General features: G+C 69.6%; 22 protein-coding genes. 3 read left to right on the top strand and 19 right to left on the bottom strand.

The window, feature by feature from the left end; translation table 11 throughout:
- Positions 1-92 precede the first annotated feature (92 nt).
- Positions 93-542, top strand: coding sequence for an Lrp/AsnC family transcriptional regulator (locus tag ACXJJ3_RS41165; RefSeq protein ID WP_458167492.1), 450 nt, complete (start codon positions 93-95; stop codon positions 540-542).
- Positions 543-549: 7 nt separating this feature from the next.
- On the opposite strand, the gene aqpZ is transcribed toward ACXJJ3_RS41165, so the two are convergent.
- The 7 genes from aqpZ to ACXJJ3_RS41130 all read right to left on the bottom strand — a co-directional run bounded on the left by aqpZ (position 550) and on the right by ACXJJ3_RS41130 (position 7,791).
- A complete protein-coding gene (aqpZ, locus tag ACXJJ3_RS41160) occupies positions 550-1,311 on the bottom strand; it encodes an aquaporin Z (protein ID WP_458167490.1) in 762 nt (253 codons plus the stop codon).
- Positions 1,312-1,374: 63 nt separating this feature from the next.
- Complete coding sequence (locus ACXJJ3_RS41155; protein ID WP_458167489.1) at positions 1,375-2,796, bottom strand: LCP family protein; 1,422 nt, start codon at positions 2,794-2,796, stop codon at positions 1,375-1,377.
- Between the two features lie 78 nt (positions 2,797-2,874).
- On the bottom strand, positions 2,875-4,536 hold the full coding sequence (locus ACXJJ3_RS41150) for a DUF4091 domain-containing protein (RefSeq protein WP_458167488.1): 1,662 nt from the start codon (positions 4,534-4,536) through the stop codon (positions 2,875-2,877).
- Between the two features lie 113 nt (positions 4,537-4,649).
- Positions 4,650-5,078: a hypothetical protein gene (locus ACXJJ3_RS41145; RefSeq protein ID WP_458167487.1), complete on the bottom strand. Its 429-nt coding sequence runs from the start codon at positions 5,076-5,078 to the stop codon at positions 4,650-4,652.
- Between the two features lie 115 nt (positions 5,079-5,193).
- Positions 5,194-5,910 carry a polysaccharide deacetylase family protein gene (locus ACXJJ3_RS41140; RefSeq protein ID WP_458167486.1) on the bottom strand — a complete coding sequence of 239 codons (717 nt, stop codon included), beginning with the start codon at positions 5,908-5,910 and terminating at the stop codon, positions 5,194-5,196.
- Positions 5,910-6,746 carry a glycosyltransferase family 2 protein gene (locus ACXJJ3_RS41135; protein ID WP_458167485.1) on the bottom strand — a complete coding sequence of 279 codons (837 nt, stop codon included), beginning with the start codon at positions 6,744-6,746 and terminating at the stop codon, positions 5,910-5,912. The genes ACXJJ3_RS41140 and ACXJJ3_RS41135 overlap by 1 nt, the downstream gene beginning before the upstream one ends.
- Positions 6,747-6,828: 82 nt before the next feature.
- A complete protein-coding gene (locus ACXJJ3_RS41130) occupies positions 6,829-7,791 on the bottom strand; it encodes a hypothetical protein (protein ID WP_458167484.1) in 963 nt (320 codons plus the stop codon).
- 169 nt (positions 7,792-7,960) lie between these two features.
- Here ACXJJ3_RS41130 and ACXJJ3_RS41125 point away from each other — a divergent pair, with 169 nt between their 5' ends.
- Positions 7,961-8,719 (top strand): hypothetical protein, encoded by a 759-nt coding sequence (locus ACXJJ3_RS41125; protein ID WP_458167483.1) that lies wholly within the window; start codon positions 7,961-7,963, stop codon positions 8,717-8,719.
- Here the strand turns inward: ACXJJ3_RS41125 and ACXJJ3_RS41120 are convergent, their stop codons facing one another.
- From ACXJJ3_RS41120 to ACXJJ3_RS41065, 12 genes are all read right to left on the bottom strand, one after another.
- Entirely contained in the window at positions 8,720-9,478 is a 759-nt protein-coding gene (locus ACXJJ3_RS41120) for a MerR family transcriptional regulator (RefSeq protein WP_458172001.1), read from the bottom strand.
- 31 nt (positions 9,479-9,509) lie between these two features.
- Entirely contained in the window at positions 9,510-10,313 is an 804-nt protein-coding gene (locus tag ACXJJ3_RS41115; RefSeq protein ID WP_458167482.1) for an amidohydrolase family protein, read from the bottom strand.
- On the bottom strand, positions 10,310-10,759 hold the full coding sequence (locus ACXJJ3_RS41110) for a MaoC family dehydratase (protein ID WP_458167481.1): 450 nt from the start codon (positions 10,757-10,759) through the stop codon (positions 10,310-10,312). Before ACXJJ3_RS41110 ends, ACXJJ3_RS41115 begins: the two co-directional genes overlap by 4 nt.
- Positions 10,756-11,865, bottom strand: coding sequence for an extracellular solute-binding protein (locus tag ACXJJ3_RS41105; RefSeq protein WP_458167480.1), 1,110 nt, complete (start codon positions 11,863-11,865; stop codon positions 10,756-10,758). The genes ACXJJ3_RS41110 and ACXJJ3_RS41105 overlap by 4 nt, the downstream gene beginning before the upstream one ends.
- Positions 11,862-12,998, bottom strand: a complete 1,137-nt coding sequence (locus tag ACXJJ3_RS41100) for a CaiB/BaiF CoA transferase family protein (protein WP_458167479.1) — start codon at positions 12,996-12,998, stop codon at positions 11,862-11,864. The genes ACXJJ3_RS41105 and ACXJJ3_RS41100 overlap by 4 nt, the downstream gene beginning before the upstream one ends.
- Positions 12,995-14,101, bottom strand: coding sequence for a Gfo/Idh/MocA family protein (locus ACXJJ3_RS41095; RefSeq protein ID WP_458167478.1), 1,107 nt, complete (start codon positions 14,099-14,101; stop codon positions 12,995-12,997). The genes ACXJJ3_RS41100 and ACXJJ3_RS41095 overlap by 4 nt, the downstream gene beginning before the upstream one ends.
- On the bottom strand, positions 14,101-15,006 hold the full coding sequence (locus tag ACXJJ3_RS41090) for a carbohydrate ABC transporter permease (RefSeq protein WP_458167476.1): 906 nt from the start codon (positions 15,004-15,006) through the stop codon (positions 14,101-14,103). Before ACXJJ3_RS41090 ends, ACXJJ3_RS41095 begins: the two co-directional genes overlap by 1 nt.
- Entirely contained in the window at positions 15,006-15,905 is a 900-nt protein-coding gene (locus ACXJJ3_RS41085; RefSeq protein ID WP_458167475.1) for a carbohydrate ABC transporter permease, read from the bottom strand. Before ACXJJ3_RS41085 ends, ACXJJ3_RS41090 begins: the two co-directional genes overlap by 1 nt.
- Positions 15,902-17,227 (bottom strand): ABC transporter substrate-binding protein, encoded by a 1,326-nt coding sequence (locus ACXJJ3_RS41080; RefSeq protein WP_458167474.1) that lies wholly within the window; start codon positions 17,225-17,227, stop codon positions 15,902-15,904. Before ACXJJ3_RS41080 ends, ACXJJ3_RS41085 begins: the two co-directional genes overlap by 4 nt.
- Before the next feature lie 120 nt (positions 17,228-17,347).
- Positions 17,348-18,358 (bottom strand): LacI family DNA-binding transcriptional regulator, encoded by a 1,011-nt coding sequence (locus tag ACXJJ3_RS41075; protein WP_458167473.1) that lies wholly within the window; start codon positions 18,356-18,358, stop codon positions 17,348-17,350.
- A gap of 10 nt (positions 18,359-18,368) precedes the next feature.
- Entirely contained in the window at positions 18,369-19,406 is a 1,038-nt protein-coding gene (locus ACXJJ3_RS41070) for a CaiB/BaiF CoA transferase family protein (RefSeq protein ID WP_458167472.1), read from the bottom strand.
- A gap of 106 nt (positions 19,407-19,512) precedes the next feature.
- Complete coding sequence (locus tag ACXJJ3_RS41065; RefSeq protein ID WP_458167471.1) at positions 19,513-20,010, bottom strand: hypothetical protein; 498 nt, start codon at positions 20,008-20,010, stop codon at positions 19,513-19,515.
- A gap of 92 nt (positions 20,011-20,102) precedes the next feature.
- On the opposite strand from ACXJJ3_RS41065, the gene ligA reads away from it, so the two are divergent.
- Complete coding sequence (ligA, locus tag ACXJJ3_RS41060) at positions 20,103-22,100, top strand: NAD-dependent DNA ligase LigA (protein WP_458167470.1); 1,998 nt, start codon at positions 20,103-20,105, stop codon at positions 22,098-22,100.
- The last annotated feature ends 3 nt before the right edge of the window (positions 22,101-22,103 follow it).

Below are 22,103 nucleotides of genomic sequence, written 5' to 3'. Positions count from 1 at the left end.
CGGTCGTCCAGTTTGGCGACGATTCGCAACCGGTACGCCGATTCGCGGCACACCGGCGCAACAAACCCGCCGAGCGGCGTACATTTTGTTGCGTGACCGATCAGGCGACCCTGGACCGTACCGACCGCGTGATCCTGGACCTGCTCCGGGAGAACGCCCGTCGGCCGCTGCGCGAGATCGCAGCCGCCGTCGGCCTCACCGTGGCGCCCGTGCAGCGCCGGATCGCGCGGCTGGAGAAGCTCGGCGTGATCGAGCGCTACACGGTGAAGATCAACCACGGCCGGATCGCCACCGGTATCGAGGCGATGACCGAGCTGCACTTCGCCGACGACCTGGACCTCGCGCAGATCATGGAGTTCGTCGCGCAGATCCCGGAGGTCGAGGAGGTGCTGACGCTGGCCGGCGACCCGGACGCCCTGGTCCGGATCCGGGTCGAGGGGGTCGACGACCTGCGCCGGGTGGTGAGCAAGCTCCGCTCCGGCGAGGCGATCGCCGGAACGAAGACGCTCGTCGTCCTCGAGCAGTGGACAAGGCTCGACTGACGCGAACCTACGGGTTGTTCGCGACCCCGAGGTCCACCTCCTCCTCCGCGCGGGCGCCGGTGATCGCGGCGTAGCTGACGCCGGCAATCGCGGCCCCGACGATCGGCGCGACGATGAACAACCAGACCTGCCCGAGCGCCGAACCGCCCGCGAACCAGGCCACGCCCAGCGACCGCGCCGGGTTCACCGACGTGTTCGTGACCGGGATGCCGACCAGGTGGATCAGCGTCAGGCTGAGCCCGATCGCGATCGGCGCGAACCCCTTCGGCGCCCGGTCGTCGGTGGCCCCGAGGATCACGTACAGGAAGAAGGCCGTCAGCACGATCTCGACGAGCGCGCAGGCAAGCAGCGAGTACCCGCCGGGCGACCGGTCGCCGTACCCGTTGCTGGCGAAGCCGCTGTCGACGGCGCTGAAGCCTTGTTTGCCGTTGGCAATGACCAGCAGGATGGCGCCGGCCACCGTCCCGGCGACCACCTGGGTGACGATGTACGTCGGCACCCACTTCCACTCGATCCGCTTGGCCACCGCGAGGCCGATCGTCACCGCGGGGTTGAAGTGCCCGCCGGACACGTGCCCGACGGCGAACGCCATCGTCAGCACGGTCAGGCCGAAGGCCAGCGCGACACCGAGATAGCCGATGCCGACCGGCACCTTGTCCGGGGTGAGCACGACGCCGGCCAGGACGGCCGCGCCGCACCCGGCGAACACCAACCAGAACGTTCCGAGAAACTCCGCACCGATTCGAGCAGCAGGACTGGGTGATTCCACGACTGCCTCCTTAAGTGAACAGTACTGTTACAGTACGGCACGGAGCAGTGACAATCTGTGAAATCAGCTCGGGTGATACGCGCAGAGTTGCGCGAGGCTTTCGCTCGGGCTCGCCGTGGAAGCGTGCCGGGTGCTCACCGCGTGGCTGCTCGAGTGGCTCACCGGGTGCAGTGCCTGCTGCACCAGTGCGCGGATTCCCGCGTAGTTCGGGTCGCGGCCGGTCGGGAAGTTCTTGGCCGCGTCGAGGTCGACGTTCGTGACCGCGGCGTGCTTCATCTTCACGGCCAACTGCACGAGCGCCGGCAGCAGTTCCTGCGGGATGTCGGTGCGGAGCAGTTGCTTGCCTGCGGCAGCGATCTGCTGGTACCGCGTGACCACGGTCGCCGGGTTCGCGCTGTGCACCAGCGCCTGGATCGTGCACCGCTGCCGGGCCTGCCGCGACGGGTCGTCCAGCCCGTACCGGCCGCGGGCGAACCACATCGCGTGGTAGCCGTCGAGCTTCTGGTTCGGTCCCGGCTCGAGGTACCCGGTCGGCTTGCGCGGCCCGCGGGTCCCGGGGCCGACGCCGTAGTCGCCGCCGATCGGCACCGGGTAGTTGATGTTCACGGTCACGCCGCCGAGCGCGTCGATCATCTTCTCGAACCCGGTCACGCTGAGCTGGACGTAGTAGTCGATCGGCAGCCCGACCGCCGCACCGACGGACTCCTTCAGGACGTCGGCGCCCTCGTTGTCGGTCGGCCCGAGGATCCCCGGATGCGCCTTCGTCACGTTGTCGTACATGGCGTCCAGGTAGTACTCCGGCTGCTCGACGTCGCCGAGCGACGGATCCCAGAACCCGTCCGGATACACCTTGTGCAGCGGGGAATTCGCCGGGAACGGCATCCGCATCCAGTTCCGGCTCAACGAGATCAGGTGCGTCGCGCCGGTGTGGGTGTCGATGCTCGCGACCATCACGCTGTCGGTCCGGATGCCGGTCCGGTTCGCGCCGCCGTCGCCGCCGAGCAGCAGGATGTTCAGCTCCGGGCGGTTCGCCCACGGGTCGCGGACGTTCACGTTCGGCCGCGTCGCGCTGCGGGAGTCCAGGCCGGGCAGGAAGACGGCGCCGATCAGGTCCCGCTGCGACAGTACGGCGGTCACCGCCGCGGTCGTCGGCAGCGCGATCGCGAAACTCAGAACGCCGACCAGCAACGCCCCGGCCAGCCGCGGCACCCACTTCATCGACAGCGGCCGGACCAGCTCGTGCGACGCCACGACGACCCACACCCACGCGAGTCCGAGAACCACCAGCCCGGCCGCGACGATCAGCAGCTTGTGCGGCGACACCACCAGCGCGAGGACCGCCGGCGGCCGCTTGATCCACACGTACGCCGCGGCGCCGACGAGCGCGGCCGTCACCACCAGCACGAAAGCGCCGAGCTTCCGCCGCCCACCCACGATCAATCCGACGCCGGGAAGCAGCGCCCCGATCACCGTCAGTACCAGCACGACAGGTGTGGAGCGTTGACGACGCCGATCAGCGAAGTCCCTCACAACTGAAGGACTCCGCCGCGGCCACGGAGGTTGTCACCGCCCCGCTGTCAACACCTCTGTCAGCACCTCCGCCATCCGCTGCCGGGCCTGGTAGTAGTGCTCCGGTTCCAGAACGGGGCGGTCGAAGCGCAGGCTGCGATCGGGATCCACGATCTCCACCGCGGCCGCGTTGCCCCTCGCCGCACGGACGGCCTGGAGGGCGCGGTGGTCCCACATCGCCTGAGCGAAGACACGATGCCGGAGCGACGGCCACGGCGTACCGTCCGGGCCCGGGTAGACGGCGAACGGGTCGCCGGACGGGAAGGCGCCGCCGGCCGAGGTGTCGGCGAACGGGTTGATGCGGCGGATCGCGTGCCAGGTGTACCAGAAGTTGAAGCCCCAGTGCAGGAACCCGTCGACGCCGGAGGCGAAGAGCTGGTGCCCGATCGCGCGGTTGCGGGCCGACGGCATGCCGATGAAGCGGTTCGCGACGTCGCGGTCCTGGCTCACGCAGTAGTACACCCACAGCTTGTCGGGACGCTCGGCGAGGAACGGCTCGACGTGGTTGGTCGCGACGACCGGAAGCGCGACCGCGCCCGACGTGTAGAAGGAGTGCTCGCTGAGCGCGTCGACGACCGTCCAGCCCTTCAGCAGATCGGCGACGACGGCCTTCGCGTCGAGGTAGCTCGCCAGTCCGTCCTCCCCCGAAGGCTCGTCGGAGATGTGGAAGACGACGTACTCGCGCTCCCATTCCTCGTCCAGGACCGCCTGCAGCGCGGGCAGGAGCGCCTCCATCAGTTCGCGGTACCGCGGGTCCGTGGCCGGGACGTCCCAGCCGAAGGCGCGTTCGCCGTTCACCACGATGCCGGGCGTCGCCTTCGCGCCCCACTGGGTGAAGAGATGCGCGATCTCGACACCGGTGATCCCGGTACGCCGGCACAGCTCGAGCCAGCGGCGCAACCGGTCGAAGCCGAACGCGTACCCGTCGGCCGTCGTGGTGACGTCGATCAGCTGCACGGTGGTCCGGTACGAGCCGACCGCGGTGTCGAGCGGCGGCGTCCAGACCGGGGCGAGCAGCGACGTCGCGCCCATCTCCGCGGCGGAGGCCATGAACCGCTCGACGATCGCCCAGTGCTCGTCGCCGAACACCTCGACGCCGTAGTGGTCCGCGAGCGAGTCGAGATGCATCCAGTGGCTCGACACGATGTCCAGCGGCGGCAGCTCGATCCCGGTGAGCTCGACCGACACCGTTTGCCGATGCAGCTCGTCGCCTTCCGGGTCCAGCATCACGATCTCGAGCTCGTGGACGCCGGCCCGCGCGGGGTCCGTCGTCCGGACGTCGAACCACAACGCCGCCCACGCGCCGAACCGCACCGGCGCCTCGCCGCCCGGGACCGGCCGCAGCACGTCCGGGTACAGCCCCGGCTCGTCGAACTCGTACCCGTCGTCGTGCCCCGGCAGCGCCACGAACGAGCACGGCACCAGTTCCACGGCCGACACCGACACCAGGTCCGCCGCCGCGCCCTCGACCCGCACCTGCAGCGGGCTCGGGTCCCGGAACTCCGGCACCATCGGCGGCCGGTACGCGAGCTGGAACGACGCCGGCTCCCCCAGGAACGCCTGGAACCGCGTCTCCGCGGCCACCGGTCGCGGCTCCCGGACCGGGTGCACCTTCACCAGCGCGTCACAGAGCACGAACTCCCACGATGCGGCCACTGCCGACCAACCCCTTCCTGCGTGATTGTGGCACCAATCCTGTCGGTTCACGCAGTAATGCACAACACCTGCAGACCCCGGAAAGCTCCGGGGTCTGCAGGTGCCGGTCGGGGCTAGAGGGTGGCCTGGATGGCGATGCTTGCCGGGTTCGGGCAGAGGATGCTGCCGCTCTCCTTCGGGACGCTCTGCTCCGGGAACGTTGCCGCCGTCCCCGAGTAGGTGCCGGTCAGCGAGCCGGAGTACCCGCAGCTGAGAGGCTTGCTGACGGCAACCTTCAGCGTCAGCGTCGCCGCGCCGTCCGCGCCGAACGCGAGCGTCCCGGACGCCGTACCGTCGGCGGCGCACCCGTCGGCGATGGTGATGGACTGGATCTCGACGGACGCCGGCGGCGGACCGCCGGCGTAGGTGAACGTGAAGTCACACGACGTTCCCTGGAACGTGATGGTCCCGGATCCGCTCGCGTCGGCGTAGGCCGGGGCGATGCCGAGTCCGAGGGTCGAGGCAACGACCAGGGCGGACAGGACTGATCTGCGCAAGTGCATTGCGATCTCCAAAGTGGGGGGCGGTTGAATCGCAGCAGCTGCTGATCACGACGCTAACGTTGTTACCTCGCGGTAGTCAATCGGTGACACCGGGTCAACGTGAAGTATTTTCAGCTCAGTGGTACGCCGGGACGCCGAGCAGGTGGTCGACCGTCGTGAAGGTGTAGCCCTTTGCGCGGAGGCCTTCGACGACGAGTTTCACCGACTCGACCGTCGCCGCGCGCGGGCCGCCCTTGCCGTCGCGGCCGTCGTGGAAGATCAACATCGAGCCGGGACGGGTGACGCGGACCGCGAGCCGCGCGATGCGTTCGGGGCTCGGCTGGGCGACCTCGAGCGGGTGGCAGAACTCGCCGGACACCAGCTGCAGCCCGTGCTGCCGGGCGAGGCCGTGCAGCGCGGGGATCCGCAGCAGCCACGGCGGGCGGTACAGCGCCGGCCGAATCCCGACCTCGGCGAACGCGTCGAGCCCGCGCTCCAACTCGTCCGCCAGCGTGTCGCGGCGCAGGTACTGCGTGAAGTCGTGCGTGTAGCCGTGCAGCCCGATCACATGTCCCGCCTCCGCCAGCCGGGCCGTGACCTCGGGGTACCGCTGGACCGCGCGGCCCACCTGGAAGAACGTCGCCGTGATGCCCTCGCCGTCCAGGTAGTCCACCAGTTGCGACGTGTACGGCTCGTTCGGCCCGTCGTCGAACGTCAGCGCGACCGTCCGCGCACCACCCCGCCCGCGGTACGGAAACGGCCCGAACAGCTGCGAGTACGGCGACATCATCAGCCAGTACGCCGCACCGACGCCGGCCGCGACACCTGCCAGGGTTTTCGTTGCTCGATGCATCAACCGTCCATCAATCGGTCCGTGAGTACCGTGGCCGCCGCGGCCGCCACCAGCCAGCCGATCGCGAGCAACCGGGTCCGGTACCGCCGCGGAGCCGGCCACCGCTTGTCGGTGCGGAAACACGGCGCGGTGCCGATCACGGTCCGGCCGGCCAGCCGGTTCAGCATGACGGCCAGAGCGTAGTAGTACAGGAACGACACGACCACGTTGTACGTCAGCCCCTGCGCGAGCCGGCGCGCTGACGTGAGGGTCGGGTTGGCGCGGTCGAACGCGACCTTGCCGCGCGACCGGAGCTGCCGGAGCAGGCCGAGCTCGTCGGCGCCTTGGGTTCCGGTGAGGTCGTACCCGGACCAGGCGTCCTTGCGGAAGGCGATGTTGGTCGCGGTCACGTACCCGACCCGCCCGGTCGCGCGGTACGTCAGGTACACGCCTTCGAACAGGATCCGCGCGTACAGCTTCCCCCACCACGGTCCTTCGGGATAGCGGCACGGCCCGGCGACCGCGACCCGCCCGGATCCCTGCCGGAACGTCCGGTCGATCCCCGCCAGCCAGCCGCTCCCGAACACGGTGTCCGCGTCGGTCGACACCACGATCTCACCGCGCGCCGACAACGTCCCCCGGTGCCGCGCCGCGCAGACGCCCGGCTTCTCCTCCTGCACGACGATCGCCCCGCAACTACGGGCGATCTCGGCTGTCCGGTCGGTGCAGTTGTTGTCGACGACAATCACTTCGTACCCACCGGCAAAGTCCTGCCGGGCCAGCGACTGCAGACACTCCGCGATGAACCGCTCTTCGTTGAAGGCAGGAATCACCACACTGAATCTAGGCCCACCCATGCAATCTGCCTCTCTCGGTGCGGTCGCTGAGCAGGACGAGCTTCATCCTGTCGAGCGAGCGATGAGAGAACGCTGAGAGCCCTCAGTATGTCCGGTAGTAGATCAGTTCGCCGGATTCCCCCGCGGCCGCCTCCTCCCCCGGGATGAACAGCGTCACGACGATCGCGGGTTTTCCGTCCGGCGCCTTCAGGTTCGTGATCGTGGGGTTCGCGAACGCCGTACTGCCGCCGTCGGTGGTGATCGCGGTGCGGTCGGCATTACCGGTCTGATAGTCGTAGACGAACGTCCGCCAGGAGCCGAAGTCGCCCTTCGTGTACTGCCCCTCGATCAGCCCGAACTTGTACCCGTCGTACGTCGTGTTGTCGCGGTCGCCGATGTTGCCGCCGACACCCCAGTAGAGCAGCGCGTTGTCGAAGTTCGGCTGCGCGCTCGTGGACCACGAGCTGAAGTTCGTGAGCGTGCCGCGCTGCTGGCGGTCGCGGTCGCAGTTCCACCAGTAGTGGCCGCCGATGTCGATCGTCGAGTGGTCGATGTCGGGCGACAACGTGACGCTGTAGATGTTCGGCGTCCCCTCGGCGCAGGACGAGAGCCGGCGCGGGGCGTCGTACGAACGACTCACGTTACCCGCCAGCAGGTCGGCGCGACTGGCGAAGTACCGGAAGGCGAGGTGGTTGTTGCCACCGCCCGGTTGTTCCTGCTCCCAGGCGAGCACGAAGCCGCCGTTGGACGCCTGGATGATGGTCGGCTGCGAGGCCGGCCCGGTGTTGCTGCCGGCCAGCTCGCGCACCCAGTGCCAGTTGAGCAGGTCGGTCGAGGTCGCCAGGTTCACCCGGAAGTGACCGTCGGCGGCGAGGTGGTGCGAGACCGCCAGGTACCCACCGGTGGTGTCCTGGATGATCTTCACCGTGTCCATCACATGACCGGCGTCGTCCTTCACCGCGTACCGCTTCCCGGTCGCGCCGGCCACGTCCTCCACCAGCCCCCGCAGCGCGGCCCGCGCCGGATCGGACGCCGCACTCGTCGACGCCATCGCCGGCACACTCACGCCGGACACCAACACACACGACACCAGAACAACACGAAGAACTTTCAGCATGGGCGGCTTCCTCCGTGATGGAATTGTCTGTTCACGACGTTACCCAGGTCCGAGGTCAAGCATTCGATCTCCCGCGCCGCATCTGGCGTGGCGCCTGCCGCTACCGCACACTTGCCGCATGGGGTGGATCATCGCCGGCCTGCTGGCCGGCGTTCTTGTCAGCATCGCCGCAAGCGCACTCGGCAATCACATCTTCGGCAAGGACCGGCTCAGGCCGGCGATCCTCGTCGGTCTGGTGCTGGGAGGCGGCGTCTTCCTGATCGTCCAGGCGGTCGCACAGCAGCACAGTCAGCAGCCGACCGCGAGCCCGCCGGCCAAGCCGAGTACGCCGGCGACATCCGCACCGGTCAAGGCGACCTCTGCGCCGACGCACAGAACGGTCCCGCCGCCGACGAAGGAGCGCCCGCTCGTTCAGGCCACGTCGTTGCTCGCCTTGCCGCGGGTCGCCGAAGACACCAATGACGACATCGACCTCGACGACGCCGGCACCACGCAGATCGACGGTACGACGTACGGGCAGGCGCTGGTCTACCAGTGCTCTGACTTCTGCAACGGCTCGTCGCCGCAGGTTCGTGAGGTGACGCTCGGGCGGAAGTTCAAACGCTTCACGGCCACGGCCGTCGTACTCGACTCCAGCAACGGCAGCCATCGCGTCGACATCACGCTGGACGGCCAGGCGCCACGCGTCTACACCGTCAGGCCTGGCCACCCCGAGCCCATCAAACTCGACGTCACCGGCATCTCCCGCCTCCGCGTCCAGCTCTACGCCCCAGGCCCCCTCAAGAACCCCATCCAAGCAGGCGCCGACTCCGCCGCGGGCCGCAACGGCGGCGGCCTGCCGGGCGTAGCTCTGGGCGACCCGATGCTCCTTCCCTGATCAGTTCGCGGGGTCGAGTTCGAGTTGGAGTTCCACGATCCAGCGGTCCTGGTCGCCGTCGGCCTCCAGGAACAGTTGGCGCCAGCAGCCTGCGGCGCGCTCTCCGGCCCAGTCGCGCAGTACGTCGTATGGCAGGTCGGTCATCGGGCCTTGGTGGATCGTCGAGGCTACCGTCGCTGCCGGCAGCCGACGCGTCTCCAGGCCCGGCACCGACTCCGCCGGTACGACATACCCTGCGGTGACCTCGACCGTTGCCTCGTCGAGCGGTTCGATGCGCGCGATCGGAGCGGTACGGTCGGCGCCGGCCATGCGCTCGATCACCCGATCGAACACCGCTTCCAGGTCCACGCTGTCGCGCGGGGCGGTGGTGGTGAGCGCGGCAACGGTCACCGCGTCGAGGTGCTTGACCTGTACGTTCATCCGGTCCTCCTCATCAATCAGCCGGAGCCTCGCCGTCACCCGGTCCAGCGCATGCCTGTCGTGCCGCACCCGACGTTCCAGCTCGGCCTCCCGGAGCCGCAACATCCCGCGCAGCTCCTCCGCGCCGACGCCTTCGTCCAGCAGCACGCCGACCTCGTCCAGCCCGAACCCCAGCCCCTTCAACGCCACCAAACGATGCAGTCGCGCGAGCTGATCGACGCCGTACCAGCGTCTGCCGTTCGGGTCGGTCCGGGCGGGTGTCAGCAGCCCGATCCGGTCGTAGTGCCGGAGCATTCGTGCGGATACGCCGCCCCGGCGGGCGAGTTCTCCGATCTCCATCACGGACCGGACTCTGCCACCTGACACCGTGTCAACTGCAAGGGATGCGGTAGAACCGTTTGGCGGTGCCCTCGTAGATTTCGGTGCGGTCGGTGTCGGACAGGCCGGTGAGGGTTGCGGCGAGGGTCTGGAAGGTGTGGTCGTAGCCGCCGAAGGCGGTCGAGATGGGCCAGTCGCCGCCGTACATGAGCCGGCGGGGGCCGAAGACGTCCAGAGCGCGGTCGACGTACGGCTGGAGGGGCTCGCCGTAGAGGCCGGACAGTTTGGCGTGGACCTGCGGGTTCTGGGCAGCCGCTTCGATCAGGGTCCACCACGGTTCGCGGTCGGGGATCGGGGGCTTGGCGAGGTGGTCGATGACGATGCGCAGGTCGGGGTGGCGTTCCGACAGGGTCGGGACGTGCTCCAGGTGCCGCGGGAGTACGGCGACGTAGTCGAAGGTGACGTCCGCCTCCTCCAGCACGCTCAGGCCTTCGTCGACCTCGGGCCGCAGGATCCAGTCGGGGTCCGGGAGGTCGTGGATCAGGTTGCGGATGCCGACCACCCGGGGGTCCTGGCGCAGTTCCGCGAGCCGCTCCGCCGCGCGCTCCGGCTGATCCAGCGGGACGTACGCGACGATCGCCACCACCTCCGGCGCCGTCACCTCCAGCATCAGGTCGGTGTCGCGATCGTCGTCGTCCGACTGCACGAGAACGGTCGCGTCCACCCCGTTCCGCGCCAGCTGCGGTCGCAGTTCGTCGAAGGTGAACGTCCGGTTCCACTCCGGCACCTGCGGACCCAGCCAGCGGTACGGCGACCGCGCCAGGTCCCACACGTGCTGATGCGCGTCGATGATCATTCGGTACCTCGCTTGTCGACCAGATAGAGGTGGGTGAGCACCAGCACCGTCTCGCCCCGCTGGTTCGTCACGCTGACCAGCTCGTGCACGTACCCGTGCGTCGGCCGCTTGTGTTCGGCTTTCTCGGTGATCTCGGCGGTGACCGTGATCGTGTCCCCGATGAACACCGGCTTGATGAACCGGATCCGGTCGTAGCCGTACGACATCGCGCACGGGTTGATGTCCCCGGCCGTCATCCCGACCGCGACCGACAGGATCAGCGTCCCGTGCGCGATCCGCTGCCCGGCCGGCTGGGTCGCCATCCACTCGGCGTCCAGGTGGTGCGGGAAGAAGTCGCCGGTCTGCCCGGCGTGCAGCACGATGTCGGCCTCGGTGATCGTCCGCCCGACCGTCGTCCGGCGCTCGCCGATCGCGTAGTCCTCGTACCAGCGCTCCGCTATCTTCATCGCTCCCCCAGCAGCCGCTCGGCCTGTTCGCTCGCCCGCTTCACCAGCTCCGCGTCGGTCAGCTCACCGCGCAGGGTCGCGGTGACCCACGGCGACACCACGTCCTGGAACTCCATGTAGCCGGCGGTCCGCGGTCGCACCCACGCGTGCTCGAGCGTCTGCCGGGTGCCGCGGAAGAAGTCCCACGAGTCTTCGTTCAGCCGGTCGTCGTCCCACGAGGCGGCGTACCCGGGCTGCCCGCCGGCGTCGTAGTACACCCCGGACTGCACGGCCGGCGACGCCAGCCAGATCGCGTACGCACGGGCCGCGTCGACCTCCCGCGAGTATGCCGAGACCGCGATCCCCGCGCCGCCCAGCTGCGATCCCACCACGCCCGGGATGTCGACGTACTTCAGCCGCTGCGCCCGGAACCCGCGCCGCGAGTAGTTTGTGTACCCGTACGCCAGCGGCGCGTACGACCAGACGTCCTGCCCCGCCAGCGCCTCCGCCACCTCGATCGGGTTCGCCGCGAGGCACCATTGCGGCACCCGCTCCGCGAGCCGGTGCATCAGCTCGAGTACGGCGCCCGCGTCGTCCTCGGCGAGGAACCGCCCGGGCTCGGCCGCGACCGGCGTACCGCGATTGGCGGCGAGCGTGCACAGCGACGAGTACGCGTCGATCGGCTTCGCCGGCCACACCACCCGTCCCTCCGCGGCCAGCTCCAGTACGGCGTCCCAATCGCGGGGCGGCTCCGCCAGCAGATCGGGCCGATGGACGGCGACCTGCGCTGCCGAGTCCGTGGCCAGTCCGTACTGGTGCCCGGCATGCGCGTACGACGCATGACTGCTGCCCACGGCATCATCGGCCAGCGCCGCCAGCTCCACGTCCTGCCCAGCCCCGTCCAAGGGCGCGAGGTGCTCCGCCGCCAGCGGAACATGCGGATGGTCGATCACCAGCAGGTCGTACCGCGCCGCCAGCCCGTCGATCGGCTCGTCCGCGAACGCCTGCAACGACCGGTACTCCCACTGCACGTCGACCCCGGTCAGCCGCGCGTACTCGCCGGCCGCCGCGACCTGGCAGTCGTACCCGCGCGGATGCTCCCACGTCATACCCCGCAACACAGTCATGCGGTCTCCTCCAGCGGCTCGTGTTCGCCCAGTCGCGGCGCCGGGCGGGGACTGGTCAGCCGTTCGCCGTCGATCCGGATCGGGCTGCGGGTGGTGATCAGGTCGAGGTCGTCGCGGCTGATCTGCTGCGTCATCGCGATCGCCCGGAACCCGTCGTGCGCGACCAGTTCGTCCAGCGTCAGCACGGGCGCGCACCACACGTCCTCGGCGTCCAGTACGGCGAGCCACTCGTCGCGCGTCCGGGTCCGGAGGCGTTCGGACAGCCGGTCCTCGATCTCCTCCTGCCGGTCCCACCAGGACTGCGGGTCGGTCATCGCGGCGACCTCCGGCAGGTCGAGCAGCCGGCCGATCACCGGCACCGGGTTCATCGCGATCGCCAGGTAGCCGTCGCTGGTCGGATAGATCCCGTACGGAGCGGGCAGGAAAGCGTGCGCGGAACGGATTCCTTTCCGGCGTACCTCGATCGTCGGGTCGTTCAGCCGGGTCGTCAGCAGCTCGAACTCGAGGTCGAGCAGCGCTTCGAGCAGGCTCGTCTGCGCGTGGCCACCTTGGCCGGTGCGGAACCGGCGTACCAGCAATGCCGTGATGCCTTGCGCGAGGTGGCAGCTGGCCAGGTGGTCGGCGACCGCGAGGCCGACCGGGACCGGCGGATCGTCGCGGGAGCCGTTCAGCCACGGGAGGCCTGCGATCGACTGCGCGAGCAGGTCCTGACCGGGGCGGTCCTTGAACGGGCCGGTGTCGCCGTACCCGCTGACGCTGCCGTACACGATGCTCGGGTTGATCCGGCGAACCGTTTCGTAGTCGAGGCCCAGGCGTTCCATCACGCCCGGGCGGAAGTTCGACACGACGACGTCGACCTGGGCGACCAGCGAGCGGACGCGGGCGAGGTCGGCCGGGTCCTTCAGGTTCGCGACCAGGCTTTCCTTGTTCCGGTTCATCGCGTGGAACGACATGCTGTCGTCGCCGGCCGACCGGCCCGCGAACGCCAGCTGCCGGCCCGCGTCACCGCTGCCGGGGCGCTCGATCTTGATCACCCGGGCGCCCAGGTCGGCCAGCCGGAGCGCGGCCACCGGACCGGCCAGGAACTGGCTGAAGTCGAGCACGGTGACCCCGGTCAGGGGAAGTTCCGTCACAGGACCGGTCCTCTCGAAGTGTCGTACGGCGGCGGCTCGCCACCCTTCGCGGCGGAGGTGTACGCAGCCTCGACCACCGCCATGGTCCGGAAGACGTCCTCCACCGACGTCGGCAGCGACGGGATCGACCCCTCGAGGTACCGCTGGACGACACTCATCGACCCGATGAACGCGTCCGGGAACCACGATCCCTCGAACGGCACCGGCCGCCAGCCTTCCGCGAGCCGGTCGTCGGTGACGAGCTCCAGCCGGTCCTCGCCGCCGCGCGGGTAGTCCAGCAGCAGCCCGAGCTGCACCCGGACCGCCCCCTTCGTGCCCTCCCACTTGACATAGCTCTCCTCGTACTTCGCGCCGAAGTGGTGGTCGTGGTTCGTCGACACCACCACCCGCACCGGCCGGTCGCCGTACGTCAGCGCGATGTCGGACCGGCTGTTCGCGTGCGTCTTCTCCGGGTGCTTCACGGTGACCGCGGAGACGCCGGTCGGATCGCCGAGGAACGAGCGGACCAGGTCCAGGTAGTGGACGCTGTGCATGTTGATCTCGAGCCGGTCCAGCTCCAGCACGTACGGGAACATCTCCCAGGGCGTCCGCACCGAGACTCGGATCTCGAAGTCGTAGAGCTCGCCAATGATGCCGTCGGCAATCAGCCGGCGGGCGACCGCGACGTACGGCGCGAATCGGAGCTGGGTGTTGACCGCGGCAACGAGTCCCTTCCGGCGGCACACGTCGCGGGTCCGGATGCCCTCGGCAAGCACATTGCCGAGCGGCTTCTGCAGCAGTACGGCGGCGCCGTCGGGCAGCTGCTCGAGGACGTCGACGTGCGCCTCGGGCGGCAGGGCGATGTCGTAGACGACGTCGCGCGGGGCGGCCGCGACGGCGTCGGCGACATCGTCGTACACCTGCGGGATGCCGTACTCGGCGGCCAGCGCCTGCGCGCGGTCACGGCGCAGGTCGGTGATGCTCGCGACCTCGAAGCCCGCCTTGCGGTACGCCGGCAGGTGCGCGTCCCGGACGATCCCGCCCGCGCCGACGATCGCGATCGGCCGCGGCGCGGACGGCAGCGCCAGGGTGTACCCCGGGTGCGGGGTGAACTCGGTGGTCATCAGCCTTTCACCGCTCCTACGGTCTCGCCACGGATCAGGAAGCGCTGCGCACCGAGGAACACGGCGAGCAGCGGCAGCATCGACACGAACGTCGCCAACGCCAGCTGCGGCATGTACAGCTTCACATCCAGGCCGGCCGCGACGGTCGGGTTGAACAGCGGACTGGCGCCGATCAGCTGCTGCAGGCCGATCGAGACGGTCTGGTTGTTCTGGTTCGACGACAGCAGCGCGAGCGGCAGGAAGAAGTTCGTCCAGTTCGCGACGAACGCGAAGAACGCGACCAGCACCACGACCTGCTTGGAGATCCGCAGCCCGATCCACCAGAACACCGACACCTCACCGAGGCCGTCCAGGCGCGCGGCCTCGACCAGCTCCTTCGGCATCGTGGTCAGGTAGTGGATGTACGACAGGTACACGCCGAACGGGAAGAAGCCCATGATCAGCGCGACCGGCCACAACTGCCCGACCGCGCCGACGGCGTTCACCTCGAGGAACAGCGGGATCACCAGCACCGTGTTCGGCATTACCATCGTGACCAGCGTGATCAGCAGCACCGCCCGCCGCGCCCGGAACCGCAGCCGCGCCATCGCGTACCCGGCCGGGAGCGCGGCGATCACCGCGAGGATCGCGCCGCCGGCCGCGACGATCAGCGAGTTCGTCAGCCAGCGCGAGAACAGCCCGCCCTGCGGCCCGAACCCGTTCACCTGCGACCAGCTGTACTTCACGTTGCTCCACGCCATGTCCCCGAGGCCGAGGAACCCGCCGTGGCCGGCGTCGACGCCGTCGTTCGACCGGAACGCCATCGCGACGAAGCCGGCAATCGGCAGCAGGAAGATCGCCGCCACGAACAGCATCGTCACCACCCGCGCCAGCCGGCCGGCGCTCCAGTTCTCGATCCTGGTCATCAACTGTCCTCCTTGCCGAACAGCCCGCTGCGGAAGACGATCAGCAGCCCGATGCCGAGCGTGATCACCAGCAGGATCAGCGAAATCGCCGCCGCGGCCGGGAAGTTGTAGTTGCTGAAGGCAAACGCATAGCCGAGCTGGGTGGGCGTCCACTGGTCCGGCAGCGCGTTGCTCGCGACCTGGTCGAGCAGCTGCGGCTCGAGGAACAGCTGGAAGCCGTACGCGAGGTTCATCAACGCGGCGTACCCGATCCAGGGGCGGATGATCGGGAGCTTCACGTGCCAGGCGAGCTGCCACGCACCGGCACCGTCCAGCGCGGCCGCCTCGAGCGTGTCGTCCGGGATGCCGTTCAAGCCGCCGTTCACCACAACGATCCAGGAGCCGACACCCTGGAAGAACATCATCGCGGTCAGGACGAACGGCAGGTGCCCGGGTGTCGCGACCGCCTGCTTGATCGTGTCCACGCCGACCGCGTGCCACAAGCCCTCGATCGGCGACTGTCCCGGGTTCAGCAGGTAGACCCACAGTACGAAGTTCGCGATGCCTGCGAGCGCGCCCGGGATGTAGTACACGAAGCGCATCGCGGAACCGAACCGGCCCGGGCTGGCGTGGATCAGCAGCGCCAGCCCGACGATGCCGAGCATCATGATCGGCAGCCAGATCACCAGCGTCGCGAACACGTTCTGGAACGTGCCGAGAAACCGGTAGTCGGTGAACACGGTCCGGAAGCTCGCCACCCCGCCGAACCCGGCACTCGGGTCCAGCGGCGTCGGCGGCTTCTCCAGGGCGGTCTTGAGCGCGTATCCCACCGGGATGATCCCGCCGACCAGCAGCAGGACGACGTACGGCGAGAGCAGGATCCAGGCGCCTCTGGCCTCACTCGACCTCGCGGGCTTCACTTGACCGTGTAGCCCATCGCCTTGGCCTGCTTGAGCAGCTCGTCGTTGAACCCGCTCCAGACCTGGTCGACGGTCTTGCCGGACGCCAGGCCCGCGGCCACCGTCTCGGTCCACACACTGCCGGTGTTGTAGAGCATGTACGCGTGGTCCGGCTGGACGTACGCGTTCGCGCCCTTCATCGCGGCGAACGTCGCGGCGTTGTCGGCGAAGTACTGCGTCTTCGTCTGCTTCGCGACCCAGGCGTCCTGGACCGGCCCGTACGCCGGGAGGCCGGTCGACAGCTCGACCTGCCACTTGGGGTCGGTGGCAACGAACTTCGCGAACGTCAGCGTGTTCTCGAGCTCCTTGCCGGTGATGTGCCGGGAGACGCCCCACAGGCCGCCGCCCTCGTCGCCGGTCGCGGGCTTGTCCTCGCCCTTCCAGGTCAGCGGCGCGACCGCGGTCATCTGGCCTGCCGGGATCTTCCACGACTGGCGGAACAGGTAGTCGCCCCACCAGGCGGCACCCGGGCTCATCACCATGTCCTTGCCGACCTTCGCGGCGTCCGCGTCGAAGATGCCGAGCGCCGAGATCGCCTTCGCCTGCACGAGTTTCGACAGCAGGTCCTTGGCCCGCGTGCACTTCGGGTCGGTGAGGTCGATGTGCACCTCGGTCTCGGACTTCCGGGCGTTCGTCGGGCAGCCGGAGGCCCACAGGTACCGGTCGGGCGCGTACGCGTCACCGGTGAAGCCGGCGAACTTGCCCGGGTGTTCCTTCGCGATCCGGACCGCCAGGTCGCCGTACTCCTCCCAGGTCTTCGGGACCTGGTAGCCGTATTGGGTGAAGAACGCCTTGTTGTACCAGAAGACGTCCGGCGCGGCATCGTTGCGCAGGCAGCGGATCTTGCCGTCGATCTTGCACGGCGCGATCACCGACTCCTCGTAGCCCTTGATCACGTCCGGGACCTGGTCGGTGAGGTCCGCGGTGTAGTTGACCTGGGCACCGGACGCCCACGCGATGTCGTCGTTCGACGGGAAGAAGATCGCGTCCGGCCAGCCCTTGCCGGCCTGGTTGAACTGCGCGAACTGCTGCTGCAGCGACTTGCCGCCGACGGTGCCGTCGATCTGGTTGATCGTGGTCTTGATCTCCGGATGCGCCTGCTGGAAGGCTTTCGCGGCCGGCACCCGCGGCGGATCCACCCAGACGGTGATCGCGCCACCCGAGTCGGTCTGCTTGACATCCGCGCCGGCTCCCCCGCCCGACGAACCGCAGGCGGTCAGCAACGCGCCGGCGGACACCAGGACCGCGAGCACCCGCGCTGTCCCGAAACGAACTGACTTCATGGCGGACTCCGTCATCATCTGCTCAAACGTTAGAGCAGGAACGCTAGACCGCCGATCCCCTCATGGTCAATCGTTTGCGCACGGACTTTTGATCAACCGCGGCAGAACCTCGGCGTTCGGTCAGCGCGGCGGCGCGGTGGATTCGCGCACGATCAGCTCCGGCGGCGGATCGGTGACGACCTCGTCAGTGGTCTCGCCGGTCTCGATCCGGCGGATGACGCTGCGGACCGCGGTCCGGCCGACCGTGTAGAACTGCATCTTGACCGCGGTCAACGGCGGCCAGGTGTTCTCGGCGGTCCACGAGTCGTGGACCGTGACGACGGACAGTTCCTCCGGGATCCTGATCCCGAGCTTGCGGGCTTCCCCGAGCAGACCGACGGCGGCGTTCACGTTCGCCACCACGATCCCGGTCGGCCGCGGTGTCAGCGCCATCAGCCGGCGCAACGCCGTACGCCCGTTGTCCACGGTGTAGCCGGCGCGGGTCTCGTACTGCCTGGGGACGACGACGCCGGCGTTCTCCAGGGCGAGCTTGTACCCGGTCCGCCGGCGCTTGGCGGTGAACGACCGCGGCAGCCCGTTCGCGAACGCGATCCGCTCGTGACCGAGCCCGAGCAGATGCTCCGTCGCGATCAGCGCGCCGCGATGGTCGTCGAGCGTCACCGATCCAGAGTGTCCCGGGGTGGACGAGTTGACGAGCACGATCGGCGCCTGGGTGGTGAGCAGGTCGCTCAGCCCGGCGGGCGGTACGCCGTCGCCGACCTGCAACGCCATCCCGTCCACGCGCCCCTCGCCGATCAGCCGGGCGATCACCTCGCCGCCCGGGCGCACGTCGTCCGAACGGCCGAGCAGCACGGTGTACCCGCGTTCGGTCGCCTCGTCCTCGGCGCCGTGCATCAGCTCGGTGAACAACGCGTTGGTGATGTCCGGTACGACGAGCCCGACGACCTGCGTGCGCGCCGACTTCAGCGCCCGTCCGGCGAAGTTCGGGCGGTAGTGCAGCGCGGTCGCGGCGTCCACGATCCGCTGCCGGGTGGCCGCGCTGACCCGGGAGTCCGGTGCGTCGCTGAGCACCCGCGACACGGCGGAGATCGAGACACCGGCCCGCGCCGCGACATCACCCAAGGTCGCCATGCGACCCACCCTACTGACCAACCTTGCCCTGAGCGCCCAACCGCGGCGCAGCGCGCCGACTCCGCAACACCTGACCGTCGATCCTGATCGGGCTGCGGGTGGTCCGCAGCTCGAGCCCGTCCCGCTCCACGGTCTGCGTCATGTCCGCCGCCGCGAACTCCGGCGAGGCGAGCAACTCGTCCAACGTCCGCAACGGCACACACTCAACCCCGTTCGCCCGCAGGACTTTCACCCAGTACGCCGTAGGCTCCCCCCGCAACCGCTCCACCCACCCCGCGTCCAACTCCCCCACAACCGCCAGATACCCATCAGCCGTCGCCCAGAGGTACCCACCGCCCGCCGCCTGCTCCCAGGGCGGGTTGAGGTTCGCGTCGCGGGGCGGTTTGTTCGGGAGTGGGTTGAGGTGGGTGGTGAGGCGGGTGGACTGGAGGTCGAGCATGGATTCGAGCAGGCTCGACTCGACCAGGCCGCCGCGGCCGGTGCGGAACTTGCGGACGAGCAGCGCGGTCACGCCTTCGGCGAGATGGCAGCTGAGCAGGTGGTCTGCGAGGGACAGGCCGACCGTGGTTGGACGGTCGGTGCCGTGCGCCCAGGTCAGGCCGGAGATCGACTGCGCGAGCAGGTCCTGCCCGGGGCGGCTCGCCCACGGGCCGGTCGCGCCGTACCCGGACGCGGCGGCGTACACGAGCCCCGGGTTCAACGCCCGTACGGACTCGTAGTCGAGGCCGATCCGCTCCATCACCCCCGGCCGGAAGTTGTGCAGCAGTACGTCGGCGCGCGCGACCAGCCCGCGTACCGCGTCGAGGTCCGCGGGGTCCTTCAGGTCCGCGACCACGGCCTCCTTGTTGCGGTTCATCGCGTGGAACGACACCGTGTCCCCGTCCGCCCAGCGCCCCGCGAAGGCGAGCGTCCGCCCGATCTCCCCCGTCACCGGCCGCTCGACCTTGACGACCCGCGCCCCGAGGTCCGCCAGCCGCAGCGCCGCCACCGGCCCCGCCAGGAACTGGCTGAAGTCCAGCACCAGCACCCCGTCCAACGGCAGCTCCACCACGTCCCCCTCCGGCCTGCTCAATCGTTTGCGCAACGATAGGCGACGACAGCCGCCCGGGCAACCGAAGTCTTGCGCCCCGGACACCTGGTTGCCGCCAGCAACCTCACTCGGCCGGTTGCCGTACCCGCGCCGTCACCCACCACAAGGCCCCGAGCCCGATCACCCCGGTCCCGCCGAGCCCGAGCGCCCCGGCCGCGAACGGCGGCAGGTCCGGGGACGCCGCGAACTCGTCCGCGTCCACGACGGCCATCACCTGCGCAGGGTCGTCACGCTTGTAGAGCACCGCCAGCGGCGCTGCGTAGCGCGTGCCGGCCTTCGGCGCATGTTCGCCGACGTCGTTCCCCTCCGCATCGTGCAGATTCTCGATCAACGGCAGCCGCTGACCAGCGAACTCCACATCCACCCACCCGACGTAGTCACCTCCCTTGCTCGTCTCCACGTGCACTACGACGTCGGTCGCCACGGTTCGGGTGCCGGTGGCAAGGAAGTCCCTGGCGAGTGACCGGTGCTGCCGGGTGGAGACGATCGCGACCACGCCGAACACGATCGCGAGCACCGCGACGGCCCCGAGCGCAGACACCAGACGGGCGACAGCAGTCATCGGCAGTTCCTTTCCTCGTGCGGACAATCGGTGCCGGGGCGTCCGGCGTTACGCGCAACGGATTGTCGGCCGGGCCGGGTAGGGTCCTGGACGTGGATGTCGGTGAGCGGATTCAGGAGTTGGCGGCGCGGATCGTCGAGCTGCGGGACGCGTACTACCGCGGTGCGCCGGTGGTCGCGGACGCGGAGTACGACGCGGTCGAGGACGAGCTGCGGGGGCTGATCGAGAGCCACCCGGAGCTGGCGCCGGAGCCGAATCCGCTGGACCAGGTCGGTGCGCCGACGGTGCTGCACGCGCCGGTGCGGCACTCGCGGCCGATGCTGTCGTTGGAGAAGGCGACGAAGCCGGAGCAGGTGGAGGCGTTCTTCGCGCGGTTCCCGGGGCAGGCGGTGGTGGTGATGCCGAAGCTGGACGGGCTCTCGCTCGCGCTCGTGTACGAGAACGGCCAGCTCGCCCGCGCGATCACCCGCGGCGACGGGACCACCGGCGACGACGTCACGCCGCTGGTGCGCGCGCTCGCGGACGGCGTCCCGGACCGGCTCGACGTACCGGACCGGATCGAGGTCCGCGGCGAGGCCGTGATGCTGCGGTCGACGTTCGCCGCGTACAACGCCGCGCATCCGGACAAGCCGCTGATCAACCCGCGGAACGCGGCGGCCGGCACGCTCCGGGCGAAGGATCCGGCCACGGTTGCGGAGCGGCGGCTGCAGTTCCTCGCGTTCGACCTGCTGACCGAGCGGGAGAGCACCGACGCCGACCTCGAGCGGGCCCTGCAGACGATGGGCTTCACGGTCGCGGACATGCGGCACTGCTCCGACGCGGCCGCGGCGCAGGACGCGATCACCGCGATCGAGCAGCAGCGCAACGAGCTGGACTACGACCTCGACGGCGCCGTACTGCGGCTCGCCGACCGGGACGCGTACGCCGCGGCCGGCACCCGGTCGAGTTCACCGCGCGGCGCGCTGGCGTACAAGTTCGCCGCCGAGGAGAAGACCACGCTGCTCCTCGACGTGGTCTGGGACGTCGGCAAGATCGGCAAGGTCGCGCCGGTCGCCTGGCTCGAGCCGGTCTTCGTCGGCGGTACGACGGTGACCCGGGCGACGCTCGCGAACCAGGAGGTGATCCGCGCCCGCGACATCAAGATCGGCGACACGGTCCTGGTCCGGCGGGCCGGTGACGTGATCCCGTTCGTGGCCGGTGTACTCGACGCCTCGAAGCGCACCGGCGAGGAACGCGACATCGAGCCGCCGGCGGTGTGCCCGTCCTGCGAGCAGCCGCTGATCGAGCAGGGCAACAGCCGCGAGCTGTTCTGCACGAACGTGTCCTGCCCGGCCCAGACGGTCCGGCGACTCATCCACTGGGCGTCCCGCGCGGCCGCGGACATCGACGCGATCGGCGGCGTCTGGATCGAGCGGCTGTCGGACGCGGGCATCCTCGAGCACCCGTCCGACTTCTACCAGCTGACCGCGGAGCGTCTGCTCGAGTTCGACCGGATCGGCGAGGTGTCGGCGGCCCGGATGATCGAGTCGATCGACGGCAGCCGCCAGGTCGGCCTCCGCCGCGCACTGATCGGCCTGGCGATCCCAATGGCCTCGGAGGGTACGGCGGCCCGCCTGTGCCGCGCCGGGTTCGGCTCGCTGGAGGAGGTCGCGGACGCGGGCGTCGACGGCCTGGTCGCGGTCGAGGACATCGGCCCCAAGGTCGCCGCCTCGCTGATCGAACACCTCACCCGGCTCCGCCCGGAGCTCGAACGCCTTCGCGCCGCCGGCGTCTCCCTGGACGTCCGCGAGGAGGACCTTCCCCCGGTCGTCGCCGCCGGCGCACCACTGGCCGGCAAGACGGTCGTCGTCACCGGCGCGATCAGCGACCCCCGCTCCGGCGAGAAGGTCGCCCGCCCAGCCTTCCAGCGGCTGTGCGAGAAGGCCGGCGCCACGATCGCGTCGTCGGTCTCGGCCAGCACCGACTTCCTGATCACCGGCGCCGACGTCGGGGCCTCCAAGCTCACCAAAGCCGAGAAACTAGGCGTCGCGGTCGTCGACCAGTCCGAGATCTGGCAACAACTCCAGGACGCCGACCTCCTCCCCCGCTGAACG

It is taken from the genome of Kribbella sp. WER1, from assembly GCF_054189145.1.
Note: the sequence above shows the minus strand (reverse complement) of the source record. Positions and strands in the feature narration are given on the sequence as shown.

Bases quoted from the DNA above. Each gene is read 5' to 3' on its own strand.
- ACXJJ3_RS41145 (WP_458167487.1), bottom strand. From the start codon at position 5,078: ATGCACTTGCGCAGATCAGTCCTGTCCGCCCTGGTCGTTGCCTCGACC.
- ACXJJ3_RS41140 (WP_458167486.1), bottom strand. From the start codon at position 5,910: ATGCATCGAGCAACGAAAACCCTGGCAGGTGTCGCGGCCGGCGTCGGT.
- ACXJJ3_RS41135 (WP_458167485.1), bottom strand. From the start codon at position 6,746: ATGGGTGGGCCTAGATTCAGTGTGGTGATTCCTGCCTTCAACGAAGAG.
- ACXJJ3_RS41125 (WP_458167483.1), top strand. From the start codon at position 7,961: ATGGGGTGGATCATCGCCGGCCTGCTGGCCGGCGTTCTTGTCAGCATC.
- ACXJJ3_RS41120 (WP_458172001.1), bottom strand. From the start codon at position 9,478: ATGGAGATCGGAGAACTCGCCCGCCGGGGCGGCGTATCCGCACGAATG.
- ACXJJ3_RS41115 (WP_458167482.1), bottom strand. From the start codon at position 10,313: ATGATCATCGACGCGCATCAGCACGTGTGGGACCTGGCGCGGTCGCCG.
- ACXJJ3_RS41110 (WP_458167481.1), bottom strand. From the start codon at position 10,759: ATGAAGATAGCGGAGCGCTGGTACGAGGACTACGCGATCGGCGAGCGC.
- ACXJJ3_RS41105 (WP_458167480.1), bottom strand. From the start codon at position 11,865: ATGACTGTGTTGCGGGGTATGACGTGGGAGCATCCGCGCGGGTACGAC.
- ACXJJ3_RS41095 (WP_458167478.1), bottom strand. From the start codon at position 14,101: ATGACCACCGAGTTCACCCCGCACCCGGGGTACACCCTGGCGCTGCCG.
- ACXJJ3_RS41090 (WP_458167476.1), bottom strand. From the start codon at position 15,006: ATGACCAGGATCGAGAACTGGAGCGCCGGCCGGCTGGCGCGGGTGGTG.
- ACXJJ3_RS41080 (WP_458167474.1), bottom strand. From the start codon at position 17,227: ATGAAGTCAGTTCGTTTCGGGACAGCGCGGGTGCTCGCGGTCCTGGTG.
- ACXJJ3_RS41075 (WP_458167473.1), bottom strand. From the start codon at position 18,358: ATGGCGACCTTGGGTGATGTCGCGGCGCGGGCCGGTGTCTCGATCTCC.
- ACXJJ3_RS41065 (WP_458167471.1), bottom strand. From the start codon at position 20,010: ATGACTGCTGTCGCCCGTCTGGTGTCTGCGCTCGGGGCCGTCGCGGTG.